This is a genomic window from Uniformispora flossi, from assembly GCF_049534875.1.
GTDB lineage: Bacteria > Actinomycetota > Actinomycetes > Streptomycetales > Streptomycetaceae > Yinghuangia > Yinghuangia aomiensis.
The window spans coordinates 20412-34809 of record NZ_JBMULZ010000018.1; the positions used below are offsets into that span (position 1 = coordinate 20412).

Genomic DNA, 14398 nt, shown 5'->3' on the forward strand with positions numbered 1-14398 from the left:
CTGACGCGCTCTCGCGAACCGTCCACCGGACCGGCGACCCGCGGGACGCGGCCTAGCCGGGTTCGGGGGCACCGTCGAGGATGTCGCGGAAGCCGTACTGGGTGTGCGGGCCGAAGACGATCTGCTCCAGGAAGCCGACCCCCTCGCGGTCCCCCACGCGCGCCTTCACCACGTGGTGAACGTGCTGCGCGGTGGGGTCGCGCGGGTCGGTCTCGTCGAGCTTCCACGTCTCGCGGCCGACCACGCCCTCGCCCTTCCAGTGCCCGTGCGCCCATTCCGGGGACGTGTAGCCCAAGCCCTTCATCATGATGTGCCGCAGCGGCTCCAGCTCCAGCGTGGACACCGTGCCGTCCGGCAGCCGCACGTCGAACTCGGCGCGCGTGACCCGCCGCGTGCCGGGCGCGAACTCCAGGCGGTCGCCCAACGGCTCCACCCGCAGCACACCCGGGTCGTCGTGCCCGGTGATCCGCGGCACCGGCTCCACGACCGGCAGCACGAAACCGTCGCCGCGCCAGATCTGGCCGCCGGGTTTCTGGAAGTAGCCGAGCGTCCGGCATTCGCCCGCGAAATGGATCGGCGCCCACAACCACGCGTTCGGGATCTGCGCGGCCGGCTTGCCGGCGGGCTGCGCACCGACCGGGCGGACACCCCAGGAGCGGTCGCGTACCCCGACCACCTCGTCGTGGCGCAGCTCCAGCGTCTCCCCGTCCACCGTGACGGTGCCCGCCCACGTGCCGAACTGCAGGAAGCGGGCCATGTCGACGATCACCCGGCCGACCCCGTCGTGCATGACCGTGTGGTCCTCTTCGAACGCGCCGACCCGGGCCCGCCATTCGAGATCGGCGGTGATGCCCGTGGCGTTGTCCGCGAGGGTGAGGTGCAGCCGCCGCATCGGATCGGCCACGCGCAGCGTGAACGGCCCGACCGCGGTCACCGCCGGATCCGCGGGAACGCTGCCCGACACGTGGAACGCGTCCTGCACGTTGCCGCGCGACACCGACAGGTGCGCGTCCGCCACACCGAGGTTCGGGTAGCGGCCGAACGCGGCCTCGACGATGAACCGGCCGTCCTGGTGCGCCGCACCGAACCAGTACCGCCCGTACGCGTTGCGGTCGCTCGCCGCCGGAACGGCGACCGGCAGCGGAATCTGGTGGACGGGGTAGTCGTCGAAACTGGTGAGCACGGTGCGCCTCCGGTTTTCGGCCCTGAGCTGTGGTGTGTCTGCGGCGGGGCTCTGGTGTGGCTCTGCTGTGGCTCTTGTGTGGCTCTGGATGCCTCTGATGTGTGCAGGGCGGGCTCGGCCCTGCGGGTGGAGATTGTTGACCGGAGCAATAAAGATTGCCAGGGGCAGGCGGGGCTTCGGCGCTCGCGGGGCCGGCTCGGAACCCCGCGGCGGGCGCGCGGAGTATTGCCGCTTCTCCCGGAAGACGGCGTCAACACCGCCGTTGGCCCCGGCCATCGTCAGCCGTATGGCGTAACGGGGCGTGCCTTCCGGCGCGGGTGGGCACTCGTTCGGCATGACGCCACCCGTGGTCCCCACCGGCACGTACCGTCTGCAGCTGCAACCCGGATTCGGATTCGCCGAGGCGGCGGACGCCGTGCCGTACCTGGCATCGCTCGGTGTGAGCCACCTGTACCTGTCGCCGATCCTGCGCGCCGTCCCCGGGTCCGGCCACGGCTACGACGTCATCGACCACAGCCTCGTCTCCCCCGAACTCGGCGGCGAAACCGGCTTCCGGACGCTCGCCGCGGAGGCCGCCGGCGCCGGGCTCGGGATCGTCGTCGACATCGTCCCCAACCACATGGCGATGCCGGTGCCGGAGTCGCTCAACCGGCAGCTGTGGTCGGTCCTCGCGGAAGGACCCGCCTCGCCGTACGCGGGCTGGTTCGACATCGACTGGGACGCGGGCGGCGGACGGCTCCTGCTGCCCGTCCTCGGCGCGCCCCTCGACGACGCCCTCCCCGACCTGACCGTCCGCGACGGCATGCTCCGCTACTTCGACCACACCTTCCCCCTCCGGCACGGCACCGCCGACCTGCCGCTCCGGGACGCCGTCGAGGCCCAGCACTACCGCCTGGCCGACTGGCACGAAGGCGACCTGCGCGGCAACTACCGCCGGTTCTTCACCGTGTCCTCGCTGATCGCGCTGCGCCAGGAAGACGAGGCGGTTTTCGCAGCGACCCACGCCGTGATCCTGCGGCTCGTCCGCGAAGGCCTCGTCCAGGGCCTCCGCATCGACCACCCCGACGGCCTCGCCGACCCCCGCGAGTACCTGCGCCGCCTGCGCGCCGCGACGCCGCACGACACGTGGATCGTCGTGGAGAAGATCCTCACCGGCGACGAACGCCTCCCCGGCGATTGGGACTGCGCGGGCACCACCGGGTACGACACGCTGCGGCGCATCGACGGTGTGTTCGTCGACCCGTCTTCCGCGGAGCCGCTCAGGGCGCTCCACCACGAGTTCACGGGCGCCGCCGAGCCGGGTTTCGAGCCGGTGGCGCGGGCGGGCAAGACCGAGGTGCTGGCGGGCGGGCTCGCGGCCGAGGTGGCACGGCTGGAAAGGGTGCTGGACCGGGCGGGCGTCACCGCGCCGGACCGGGGCGACGCGCTGCGGGAACTGCTGGCGTCGGTACCGGAGTACCGGCCGTACGTGGTCGCGGGCGAGCCAGCACCGGCCGACGCGGTGCGGTTGCTGGGGGCGGCGCTGACGGGGGTGCCGGGCCGGCTCGCGGCCACCGCGCGGCGCATCGCGGACGCGGCGCTGGGGCACGACGCCGAGTTCGCGGTGCGGTTCGCGCAGGTGGCGGCGGCGGTGGCGGCGAAGGGTGTGGAGGACCGGGCGTTCTACCGGTGGTACGTGCTGAGTTCGCTGAACGAGGTGGGCGGCGAGCCGGACGAGGTGGGGCTCGCGCCCGCCGACTTCCATGCGTACTGCCGCGACCTGGCCGAGGCATGGCCGCACACGATGACGACGCTGTCGACGCACGACACCAAGCGCAGCCAGGACGTACGGGCGGTGCTGGCGGTGCTGGCGGAGATGCCGGACGTGTGGGCGGCGGCGCTGCGGGCTTGGGACAAGGCGGCGCAGCGGCATCGCGAGGGCAGCGGGCCCGACCGGTACGACACGTACCTGCTGTGGCAGACCCTCGTGGGGGCCTGGCCGATCTCCCCTGATCGAGTGGTCTCTTACCTGCGGAAGGCGATGCGCGAGGCGGACCGGTCGACGTCGTGGACGCGTCCGGACACCGCGTATGAGCAGGCAACCGAGGATTTTGTGCGCGCCGTGCTGGCCGACCGGGAGCTGTTCGAAGCGGTCGGATCCTTCGTCGAACAGCTGGAAATCCCGGCGCGGACCGTCTCGTTGGGCTGCACAATGGTGCACCTGGCGATGCCCGGAGTGCCCGATGTGTACCAGGGCGGCGAAGGAGTGCTGCGGACGCTCGTGGACCCGGACAACCGGGGGCCGGTCGACTTCGCGGCGGCGGCGGCACGGTTGGCGGACGTGGACGCGGGCGGTCGGCCGACGGGGTTGGACGGGGAGAAGACGCTGGTGACGTCGGCGGTGCTGCGGTGGAGGCGGGGGAAGCCCGGGGAGTTCGGGGTGGGGGTCAGGGATGGTGTCGGAGGTGAGACCGGGCTTCGGACCGGAGCCGGGCCGGGCGGCGGAGCCGGGCTCGCCGACGGCGCCGGCGCCCCCTACGCGGGCGTGTACGCGCACGGCTCAGCCGCGGAGCACCTGCTCGGCATGCGGCGCGGCCACACGGTCGCGTTGGCGACACGCCTGCCGGTGCGGCTGGCCGCCCGCGGCGGCTGGGGCGACACACAGCTCGACCTGCCCGGGGGCGGGGTGTGGACGGACCTGCTGACGGGGCGGCAGGTGCGAGCGGACGCCTTGGTGGGTGAGGTCTTCGAACGGCTGCCGGTGGCGTTGCTGGAGGACGGGCACCCACGCTGACAACAGCCGGGCGGTGTGGGTAGGGGGTGGGGGGTGGGCCCCCCGGAGCCGCACCGGTCATCACACCACCCACCCCCACCTTCCGCCGAACCACCGGAGAGGACCCCATGACCCACCTGTCCGTCTGGGCCCCCGCCGCCGCCACCGTCGACGTCGTCTCCCCCGGCGCCCCCACCCGCGCCCTCCACCCCGGCGGCCGCCCCGGCTGGTGGCACCTCGACCTCGAATCCCTGCACCACGGCGACGACTACGCCTTCTCCCTCGACGGCGGCCCCCCGCTCCCCGACCCGCGGTCCGCGTGGCAGCCCACCGGCCCCGACGGCCCGTCCCGCGTCTACGACCACGACACCTTCACGTGGACCGACACCGCCTGGCGCGGCCGCCCGCTGCCCGGCGGCGTCATCTACGAACTCCACATCGGCACCTTCACCGACGACGGCACGTTCGACGCCGCCATCCGCCGCCTCGACCACCTCGTCGACCTCGGCGCGACCCACGTCGAACTCCTCCCGGTGGCTGCCTTCCCCGGCCGCCACGGCTGGGGCTACGACGGCGTGTGCCTGTGGGCGGCGCACGAACCGTATGGCGGCCCCGACGGCCTCAAGCGCCTGGTCGACGCCTGCCACGCCCGCGGCCTCGCGGTGATCCTCGACGTCGTCCACAACCACCTCGGCCCGTCCGGCAACTACCTGCCGCGGTACGGCCCGTACTTCACCGACCGCTACCACACTCCCTGGGGCAGCGCCGTCAACCTCGACGGCCCCGGCTCCGACGAAGTGCGCGCGTTCCTCGTCGACAGCGCCCTCGCCTGGCTCCGCGACTTCCACCTCGACGGCCTGCGGCTCGACGCCGTCCACGAACTCGAAGACCGCCGAGCCGTCCCGTTCCTCGAAGAACTCTCCGACGCCGTCGACCGCCTCGGCACCGCCCTCGGCAAACCCCTCTTCACGATCGCCGAGTCCGACCTCAACGACCCGCACGTCGTCACCCCGCGCGAAAGCGGCGGCCTGGGCATCCACGCCCAATGGAGCGACGACTTCCACCACGCCCTGCACGCCCTTCTCACCGGCGAACGCCAGGGCTACTACGTCGACTTCGGCTCCATGTCCACCCTCGCCAAAACCCTCACCCGGGTATGGCTGCACGACGGCCGCTGGTCCTCGTTCCGCGGCCGCCACCACGGCCGTCCGGTCGACACGTCCCGCATGCCCGGCCACCGCTTCCTGGCCTACCTCCAGGACCACGACCAGGTGGGCAACCGCGCCACCGGCGACCGCATCTCCGCGCTCCTGCCCCCCGGCCTCCTCGCCGGCGCAGCCGCCCTCGTCCTCACGTCCCCCTTCACCCCCATGCTGTTCATGGGCGAGGAATGGGGCGCCTCAACCCCGTGGCAGTACTTCACCGACCACACCGACCCGGCCCTCGCCGACGCGGTACGCCGGGGCCGCCGTGCCGAGTTCGCCGCCCACGGCTGGGCCGAGCGCGACATCCCCGACCCCCAGTCCCCCGACACCGTCCGCGCCTCCCGCCTCGACTGGTCGGAACCCCTCCGCGCCCCCCACGCCGCCCTCCTCACCTGGTACCGCACCCTCATCCGCCTGCGCCGCACCCACCCCGAACTCACCGACCCCCACCTGGCCGCCGTCCACGTCACCTACGACGAAGCAGCCGGCTGGCTCATGCTCCACCGCGGCCCCTTCCGCACCGCCCTCAATCTCGCCGACGAACCCGCCACCCTCCCCATGGGCACCGCCAACGCCGAAGTCCTCGCCTCCTGGGAGCCCACCACCATCGACCGCGGCCTGGCGGGCACCACCCTGACCCTGGCCCCACGGTCGACGGCGGTGGCACGGCTGCTCACCTGACGGCGCCAAGCCGCGGCCCGCCAGCGCAAGGCCGGCCGACGGGACTCGACGCCGACCACTCGATACGCGGGTACGCGGCCTGCGCCGCGGTCAACATGGCGTCGTCGATCCACCGCGCCAGCCGACTGAACGCAGCCAACTGCTCCAGGGTCCGGCACGCTCACGTGGCCGATCGGGTTGCGGATCAAGGCAATAGCACGGTGCACGACAACGATTCCCACCAAGCGGATGGTCAACCGGGCTGCTCGCCGACACCTCCACAAGCCCTGGGTGCGTGTCGCCGATGCCGCCGCCTTGTCCCGTGGCCGCATGCAGAGGGCTTCTTGCGCTTCCGTCCTCGGGAGGGGCTCCGAGCTCGGGCCTAGGATGACGGCACAGACGATCCGAGTGCGTCAAAGGACCACGGTGGAGCAGCAATTCCCGGACCTACCACCCGACCGCTACCTGCTGGGGGATCCGATCGGGCGGGGCGGTATGGCGGTCGTTTGGCACTGCTTCGACGAGTTTCTCGGGCGTGAAGTCGCGGTCAAGGTGCCCGGCGACGATCTGACCCCGGTCGAGCTCCAGGCGTTTCATGACGAAGCGAGGCTCACCGTGTTGGCGGCCGGACCGGGGGTCGTCCGCGTCCTCGACGCCGGCCCCGGCCGAGACACTGAGGGAACACCGTACATATCAATGGAGTTCATCGACGGCTTCACCCTCGGCCACCGCATCGACTACGGCGGCGCACTGCACGTGGACGACGCCGCTGCCCTGGCCGCGAACCTCGCGGACACGCTCGCGCAGGTGCACGCGGCCGGCGTCCTGCACCGCGATCTCAAGCCCGACAACGTCCTCCTGGCCAGGGACGGGCGGGCCAAGCTGGCGGACTTCGGCATAGCCGAGTCAAAGGAACACGGGCTCGGCGTGACCGGCATCGTCGCAGGCGACGACCGGTACATTCCCCCCGACAAGGCGCAGATCCGGCGCGGTGCCCTGACCGCGCTTCTGCGACGTCCCGAATACTCCGAGCGGGACGACGTGTACGGCCTGGGCATGATCGTGCACGAAATGGTGGCCGGTCAGCGCGTCCACGGCATGGGATCCGAGCGGAAGGCGCTGCGGGCGTCGGCGAAGGGGAGCGTCCCTCGGCTGTCGAGTGTTGCGCCCGGTGTTCCGGCAGAGCTGGACGAGCTTGTCGCAGGCATGACCGCCAAGAACCCCCGGGACCGTCCCGGCACCGCCGTCGAAGTACGCGACCGGATGTTGGCCATTGCCGAGAAAGCCCCGCACCGGCTCGTCGGCGTCGCAGGTCAAATGAGCCGCGCGACGGAACACGAGCGGTCGGCAAGTCCGCATTCGGCCCCTCCGGCTGTCGAAGCAGCACCTCACGATCGCGATGCACAGACGCGGTCGGCATCGACGCGGTTCATGTCCGCCGCGGCAACGGGCCTGGACAGGACCGGCTCAAGGGCGGGCTCCGCTGTGCGCGCCGGCAGCGCGGCCGGTTCGGGGGCTTCGCCGGTCCGGGAGCAGTCGGCGTACCGCGCCCCCTCGCGACATCGCCCGCACGGACCTGGCGATGGGCTCGCCCCCTGACGAGGAATCAAAGCGCGGCTGGCAGGGCACGAAAGCGAACAGTGGGCGAACCATGGTTCGACTTCGGTACCGACCGTCTCGCCGGCCTGATCGGTGGCTCCGCTCAGTTTGGTGTGGCCGTAGGTCCGCGCGTCGAAATCGGAGCGCTGCTTGGTGATGATGTGCCGATCTTTGCGCGGCGGGCCCAGCCCTCGTCGCCCGAAGCGGCCTCCACCGCGTGGCGCAGCAGGCTGACAAAAGCCGTGTCGTCTTTGAGCCGAGCCATTGCGTGCCTAGCGGGCCTTGCTTCAACCGGGCCGTCGGGGGTGAGGTTCAGCCTGTTGCTGAACGAGAATCCCGGGGCTGCAGCCGCTTGGCCGCCACGGTGGCGGCGGTGCTCCCGGACCGGGAAGGCGGCCGCCGTACCCGACCAACCGACTCGACTGGCCAACGCCGCCAAAGCACACGCAGGTTCGTCCTTGTCCCGGTGGAGCGCGACTTCGTGGACATCGCGCCTGACGGCGCGGCGACCATGTCAGGCGTCAAGGTGCTCTGCACGAACGGCTTCTCCATGGAACTGCTGATCTGCAGCAACCGCAGCCACGTTCCCTGGCAGGCGGAGCTGACTTTCGACGGGGAGACCGGCACGTACACGCGCCACAACGGCCGTAGCGCCGACCGGCCCGGGGCCATCCGGCACGAAGGCGTAAAGCACAGGCAGCCTGGCCGGTCCGCACGCTCGGCGACAACCACGCCGTCGACGAGTCACTTCGACTTTGTCCCGGCCCGCAAAGCCGGAGGACACAGAGCCGGGAGACCCCACCGTCGCGGGGAAAGCTGCGCCACGCATTGAGGGGCTGGCGGCCACATGACATGCGCGCCCGCGCGTACCAGGACCGCCCAGGGGCGTACAGACGTCAGAGCAGGGACCAGCGGTCGGCTGCGTCGATTGCTGCGTTACCTGTGCCGACCAGGTGCGGGCGACGGTGCGATCCCGACAAGCCTTGCCGGCCGACGTCCGGCACGTCATCCGCGCTGCTTGGCCCAGGTGCGGGAAAGTTGTGGGACGAGGCGTTCCACCTCCGCGACGCGTGCGGTGACGTCGCGGTCGGCTTGACGGTCGCCGTGGGGGTCGGCGATGCGTGGGAGGAGATGTCGGCCGCGGGCCGACTGTTCGATGGGCAGAAACCCCCGGTGCGTTGTCGCGACGGCGGCCGCCAGAGGGCTTCCGAACCCCGGTGCAGGGAACGCCGCGGTGGCCGAAGGAGAGAGCGGCAGGGAAACGTTGGCGACCTGGACGACCCCGGGAATGACCGGGATGCGCACGGCATTGGTCTCCGGCCGGGGCCGTCGGTGGCGCCCGGCGAGAAAGCCTGAGACCGACGCGATCACGGCCTGTTCGTTGCCTCCGGGGAAGTGTCCGCTGTTTTGCTGCTCGATGACGAAGAGGCCACCGGGCTGCTTCGCCTTGTCGCCGAAGTACCGGGAACGGGCTTCGTCGAACGCGGCGGCGGTCATGCGAACCAGATGGTCCGGAGTCCGTGGGTCGGAGCTTCCAAGAGTGAAGACCACATTCTCCGGGGGCCTGCGGACGGCTTCCCGGATGCCGCCCGACTGTGCGTAACTGGCGCGGCGGTCGCGTGCCACGTCGGTTCTCATGTGCACGGGCTGGGAGGAGCGGGCGGTGGTCACCGTGGAGGTGAGCGGGCGGTTGAAGAACAGGTTGCGGAACCGGTCGGCGGAATATCGGTAGGCGTCGAGCCCGATCATCCCGCCCGCGGATTGGAAGAAGCCGGTGCGCCGGTGCGAGCCGGCCAGGCCGGGCACCTTGTCGAGGTAGCGCAGCGCGGTCCGCATTTCGCGGAGCTCCCGCCGTCGGGCGCGAGACCGTTCGCCGGTCGTCTCGTGGAAGCCGCTCCCGCCGCTGCCGTACACGGTGTGAGTCACCCAGGCGACGCCCTTGGCCTCGATCGTCGCGGCGAACGGCGTGAACTCCCGGTTGGGTCCGCCCAGGAAGTAGTACGGGTAGGCCGTGTAGAACTCGGGCACCGGACCGTTGTCGGGTACTACCCGAGGCCACGCCACATGCAGAGCGGTACGGCGGAACAGGCCCACGCGCGGCCGATGGAAGGTGACGTCGATGTCGGGTACCCCGGCGGCGCGTGCCTCGGCGGCGGAAGGGCCGGCCACGGTCCTCGGGGTAGCCCGGTGGTCGATGGTGTCCAGCCGGAGCAGCCGGTGCGGCTTCGACTCGCGAGCGGTGTACTCGATGTCCACGCCGCCGTGGCCGTTCCCGCGCGTGGCCGTCATGGAGGCGATGTTGCCGTACCACCCCTTGACCTTGTCCCGACGCCGACGGCTCGTGATCGGCTCAGCGCCGGGGAGTGTAGGCGTCCACCGGCGTCCGGCCTTGAGGCCGCCCCGCAGCCGTCCGGCCTTCTCCAGTTCGACTATGTCCACCCGGACCTCGCCACCGTGGCGGCGAATCGACAGGGCCAAGGCGGGCGGCCGACCGGGACCCCGGTCGACCACCTCGAATTCCCGGATCACGTCCCCCCGTCGTCCCGCGACGATCTGCCGCCGGCGGGGACGCCCGCCAGGCTTGGACGGCGGATCCACCACCACGATGCGCCCTGCGCCAAACGAACGGCGGTCCAGCCGTAGGACGAACATCCGTCGGCTGCCGTCCGGTTGCTGCGGGCCCGGCCGCACCCGGGCGAGGACCCGCTCGGCCTCGGCCTGGATTCGGAAGCCGCGCCCGCGTTTGTCCAGGTCGACCACGTCGACACTCTGTGCGGTATTGATGATATGGCTGTACGACAAGACGGTGACCGTCCCAGGGACCGGTCCTTGAACGAAGTCGTAACGCGAACCGTCGGGCGCACGGTCGAAACCCTGCAGTGGTTCGTCTTTGAAGCTGCCATCCGCGGCCAGGGTTCGGATGTGCAGGCTCCAGTGAGTCTGCCAAGGAAGCTCCTTGCCCGGCGAACACAACGCGTACACGAAGCGCCGGTCGTCGGCCCAGCTGCCCGATGGGTACATTGCGTCCGAAAGCGGTGGGCCGACATGCTCGCCGGTGTCAGTGCGGATCATGTGCAGGGCCGCGGCGCCTTCGTGCACCGGATCGGCATCGGAGTAGATGACGTGCCGTGCATCAGGTGAGACCCAGAACCCGTTCGGATAAACGAAGGGGTACTCCATGCTCGGCGTGAAGGTCTCCACGAGCACACGTTCGTTGCCGTCCCTGTCCCGGAACATGAGTCGGGTGTGCGGGGAACCGGCCAGGCGGTGGGTGTAGACCTCGCCGCCGCTGGTCTGGAAGCTCGGCTGCCGACGCTCGAACTCACGCATCCGTGCGATCGTCCGGGTGTCCCGGCCGATGTGCGGCTCCATCCAAGACAGAAACCGTGCGGCCTGCTCCTTCTTCTGCTCGGTGTACGGGTTGTTGGGCGCTTTCAGCGCCAACCACGGGTTCGGATAGCGGAGTTCCGGATCGAGCGGCGCGGCAACCGAACCGCTCGGATCTTTGACCGAGGCGAGCAGAGCGGACCAACCGGGGAACACCATTACGCACCTTCGATGGGCGGGATCGGACAACTCCTCGCACGATCATGGCGCCGTCCGACTGTGTCCCGCACCGTGCTGTACCTATTGCGCGCTCCCGCGGCTTCGTACGTCCATCGTGTACCCGCACCAGAGGCGTTCTTCCGATCCGAGTTCGTCCGGTCGGCCGCATGGGGGCGGCGGTGGTCGCCGTTCACGTCGTCTGTGACGAGTTGGACGGAGGACGGTTTGGCATGCCCGGAGGGCGGAGACGGCAAGCCGCAAGCGATCGTGCCGTCGACTACCGGAAGGCTGCGATGTTCCGGCGTGCCCACTCTGCGAACGGGCGGGGTGCTCGGCCGAGGACCCGCTCGACATCAGGGCTCAACCGCAGCTCGGCGGCGTTGGGTTCGCCCAGCACGTCGAGCGTTGTCTGCACCACGGCCTCCGGCATGAACGTCGCCATCCGGGCATGTGCTTCGGACCGAGTCAGCTCCACAAACCGCACCGGCTCGCCGAGAGCCGTGCCGAGCGACTCCGCCTGCTGCCGGGGCGTGATGACCACAGGGCCGTTCAATTCGTAGACGTAACCGGCGTGTTCATCCTTGCGCAGGGCTACGGCCGCGACCTCCGCGATGTCCGCCGGATCGATGACAGGGATCCCGACGTCGCCGAACGGTGCCGCGACGGTTCGGTCGGTACGGATGGACTCGGCCCACGCAAATGTATTGGAGGCCAAACCACCGGACCGAAGTATCGTCCAGGTCAGGCCGGATTGGCGGACCGCGTCTTCGATTGCCCTCATGACGCCTCCGTGTGAGAGCGAATCCGGCCTGGTTGTCACGCCCTGGGAGGAGAGCATGACCACCCGCTTGATTCCCACGTCCTTGGCGATCTCCAGGATTGCCCGAGGATCGAGGCCGTGGCCGCCCGCGCCGCCGTCGTGCAGAAACAGGGCGTCGGCTTCCTCGAAGGGGGACCGCAAGGTCTCCGGAGATGTCAGATCTGCCTGTACGTGCCTGGTTCCGCTGGGCAGATCGACTGGCGCCAGTCCTCGCGACACCGCCGTCACTTGCGCTCCCGAATCGGCCAGAGCCTGCACCAGGGGGCGGCCGACGTTCCCAGTCGCTCCGGTCACCACGATCATGGCTAACTCCCGTGTTCTTCAGCTGTGTTCGCGACAACGCCGAAGCTAACAGCGTCGGTATAGTAGGTACCTAGAGGAAAGTGAGTACCCTGGAGGTACCTGTGGGCAGCGAGAGCATCTGGCCGCCATCCGCCGACGTGATGACAAATCCCGAGCTGGCCTGCCCGATTTCCCCGCTGGTGGACATGGTGTTCAGCAAGTGGACAACACCGATCCTTTGGTCGCTCCACACCTTCGGCCGACAGCGGTTTGTGGAACTGGAGCGGCGCATCGAGACCATCACCCCGAAGGTGCTCACCCAGCGCCTGCGCCAACTCGAGCGCGACGGTCTGGTCGTACGCACGTACCACCCAGAGGTCCCGCCGCGAGTCGAGTACGAGATCAGCGAACTCGGCCGCAGCCTCGGCCCTCTCTTCGCCCACCTCGCCGTATGGGCCAACACCAACCTTGGGCACGTGGAACAGGCCAGGCGCCACTACGACAACGCCGCGCCAGCCCACGACGCGAGGTAATCGCCTCGAGCGAGGCACCCAAATCATCGTGTGGCTCGGGGAGTTCGAGCGTCGTCAGCCGAGCTTCCCGACCGCCGGCGGCGAGGTCTACGCCCACCGCCGGTCCGGACAAGCGCTCACCCGGCTCATGTTCCGGGACCGCGCGGGCAACGAACGCGTGTTCGTGGAGAACTTCAGGCTACCCACGCCGCCGGAAGATCGCCCGCCACGGTGTACGTCACCACGACGCGGGGGATCCGGTCGTGCCGATCAGGCGCGTCCGTCGACTCTGCTGTCGGCTTCGCCGTAGACCCACGGCTTGGTGGAGGTGATGAAGTCGTGGGGGAACCCGAGGGAGAAGTCAACGGCGGCGGAAAGCCGGGCCACGGTGTCGTCGGGGAGGACGAGTTCGGCGGCGCCCAGGTTGTCCTTGAGCTGTTCTACGGTGCGAGCGCCGACGATTGGATGCACGGCGCGCGAGCGGGCGCGGGTCCAGGCGATGGCCACCTGCGAGGGTGTCGCGCCCAGTTCGTCGGCGGCGGCCTGCACGGCGCGGGCGGCGGTGTGGTCGCGCTCGCTGACCGCTGCCGGGTCGACGCGGGTGGCGGCCGGCAGACTGCCGCGGCCGGTGAACTTGCCGGACAGCACGCCACTGGCGAGCGGCCCCCAGGCGGCGATGCTCATGCCGCAGTGCTCGGCCATCGGGAGCAGTTCCCGCTCGATGTCGCGGTTGAGCAGGTTGTAGGGCACTTGCAGGCCGGCGAACGGCGCCCACCCGCGCCACTCGGCGAGCGCGTTGGCGCGCGCGACGACCCACGCGGGCGTGTCGGAGATGCCGACGTACAGCACCTTGCCGGCGCGGACCGCGTCGTCCAACGCGCGCATGGTTTCGTGCAGGGGTGTGTGGCGGTCCCAGATGTGCACCCAGTAGATGTCGATGTAGTCGGTGCCGAGCCGCCGGAGGCTCGTCTCCAGAGAAAGCCGCAGGTTCTTGCGGTGGTTGCCGGCCGCGTTCGGGTCCGCGCCGTCGCGGGTCAGGGTGTACTTGGTGGCCAGCACGAATCGGTCGCGGCGGCCCTTCAGGAGCTGCCCGAGGATGGTTTCGCTGGCGCCGCCACGGTAGTTCACTGCCGTGTCGACGACGTTGCCGCCGACCTCCTCGTAGGCGTCGAGCATCCGCCCGCATTCCTCCGCGGACGCCCCGACGCCGTCGTGGTCGCCGAACGTCATGGCGCCGAGGAACAGCTCCGAGACCCGCAGGCCGGTATTGCCGAACAGCCGATAACGCATCGTTCACGACTCCTTGGTCTCAGGCACCGAATACCTTGGCGGCTTCCGCCGCGATTTCCTCGGACGGCACGTCGCGCAGGTGCTGCGAGAGGTTCCAGCGGTGGCCGAACGGATCGATGATCTGGCCTTGCCGGTCGCCCCAGAACATGTCGGCGACCGGGTGGAAGACCTCGGCGCCCGCGTCGACGGCGCGTTCGAAGAGGGCATCGACGTCGTCGGTGGTCAGTTGCAGTGCACCGTAGGTGCCGCCGAGCGTCAGCGGCGAGACGATGCCCATGTCGGGGAATTCGTCGGAGAGGTGCACGGACGTGTCGCCGAAGGCCAGTTCGACGGTGAGCACCTTGTCGCCGGGCAGTGGGACCCGGCTGACCTCGTGAGCGCCGAGCACGTCGACGTACCACTGCACGGCGCGGACCAGGTCGCGCACGACGATATGCGGAGCAAGCGTAGGCACAGAGGACTCCATGGATTCGATTGCGGATTTTCCAACTCTGATCCTTGCCGCGGCGGCTCCCGCCGTCCAAGAACTGGTGCGATAGCCATCGGTTA

General features: G+C 70.1%; 9 protein-coding genes. 4 read left to right on the forward strand and 5 right to left on the reverse strand.

What is annotated here, in order from left to right:
• Positions 1-52: 52 nt before the first annotated feature.
• On the reverse strand, positions 53-1183 hold the full coding sequence (locus tag ACPA54_RS30640) for an Rv3169 family protein (protein ID WP_423534657.1): 1131 nt from the start codon (positions 1181-1183) through the stop codon (positions 53-55).
• A gap of 334 nt (positions 1184-1517) precedes the next feature.
• On the opposite strand from ACPA54_RS30640, the gene treY reads away from it, so the two are divergent.
• From treY to ACPA54_RS30655, 3 genes are all read left to right on the forward strand, one after another.
• The gene (treY, locus tag ACPA54_RS30645) at positions 1518-3956 is read left to right on the forward strand and encodes a malto-oligosyltrehalose synthase (protein WP_423534658.1); all 2439 of its coding nucleotides are present in this window, start codon (positions 1518-1520) and stop codon (positions 3954-3956) included.
• 107 nt (positions 3957-4063) lie between these two features.
• Positions 4064-5821 carry a malto-oligosyltrehalose trehalohydrolase gene (gene treZ, locus ACPA54_RS30650; protein WP_423534659.1) on the forward strand — a complete coding sequence of 586 codons (1758 nt, stop codon included), beginning with the start codon at positions 4064-4066 and terminating at the stop codon, positions 5819-5821.
• Positions 5822-6091: 270 nt separating this feature from the next.
• Entirely contained in the window at positions 6092-7399 is a 1308-nt protein-coding gene (locus tag ACPA54_RS30655) for a serine/threonine-protein kinase (protein ID WP_423534660.1), read from the forward strand.
• Positions 7400-8404: 1005 nt separating this feature from the next.
• Here ACPA54_RS30655 and ACPA54_RS30660 read toward each other — a convergent pair.
• Together ACPA54_RS30660 and ACPA54_RS30665 are read right to left on the reverse strand one after the other, a co-directional pair.
• On the reverse strand, positions 8405-10975 hold the full coding sequence (locus tag ACPA54_RS30660; RefSeq protein ID WP_423534661.1) for a hypothetical protein: 2571 nt from the start codon (positions 10973-10975) through the stop codon (positions 8405-8407).
• A gap of 247 nt (positions 10976-11222) precedes the next feature.
• Complete coding sequence (locus tag ACPA54_RS30665) at positions 11223-12068, reverse strand: NAD(P)H-binding protein (protein ID WP_423534662.1); 846 nt, start codon at positions 12066-12068, stop codon at positions 11223-11225.
• Between the two features lie 140 nt (positions 12069-12208).
• Between ACPA54_RS30665 and ACPA54_RS30670 the strand changes: the two genes are divergently transcribed.
• Positions 12209-12580, forward strand: coding sequence for a winged helix-turn-helix transcriptional regulator (locus ACPA54_RS30670; RefSeq protein WP_423534663.1), 372 nt, complete (start codon positions 12209-12211; stop codon positions 12578-12580).
• A 249-nt stretch (positions 12581-12829) separates the two neighbouring features.
• On the opposite strand, the gene ACPA54_RS30675 is transcribed toward ACPA54_RS30670, so the two are convergent.
• Together ACPA54_RS30675 and ACPA54_RS30680 are read right to left on the reverse strand one after the other, a co-directional pair.
• The gene (locus ACPA54_RS30675; RefSeq protein ID WP_423534664.1) at positions 12830-13849 is read right to left on the reverse strand and encodes an aldo/keto reductase; all 1020 of its coding nucleotides are present in this window, start codon (positions 13847-13849) and stop codon (positions 12830-12832) included.
• 19 nt (positions 13850-13868) lie between these two features.
• A complete protein-coding gene (locus ACPA54_RS30680) occupies positions 13869-14303 on the reverse strand; it encodes a VOC family protein (RefSeq protein ID WP_423534665.1) in 435 nt (144 codons plus the stop codon).
• Between the last annotated feature and the right edge of the window lie 95 nt (positions 14304-14398).

Excerpts from the sequence above, each read along its gene's own strand:
- treY (WP_423534658.1), top strand. The coding sequence starts at position 1,518 with ATGACGCCACCCGTGGTCCCCACCGGCACGTACCGTCTGCAGCTGCAA.
- ACPA54_RS30670 (WP_423534663.1), top strand. The coding sequence starts at position 12,209 with ATGACAAATCCCGAGCTGGCCTGCCCGATTTCCCCGCTGGTGGACATG.
- treZ (WP_423534659.1), top strand. The coding sequence starts at position 4,064 with ATGACCCACCTGTCCGTCTGGGCCCCCGCCGCCGCCACCGTCGACGTC.
- ACPA54_RS30675 (WP_423534664.1), bottom strand. The coding sequence starts at position 13,849 with ATGCGTTATCGGCTGTTCGGCAATACCGGCCTGCGGGTCTCGGAGCTG.
- ACPA54_RS30665 (WP_423534662.1), bottom strand. The coding sequence starts at position 12,068 with ATGATCGTGGTGACCGGAGCGACTGGGAACGTCGGCCGCCCCCTGGTG.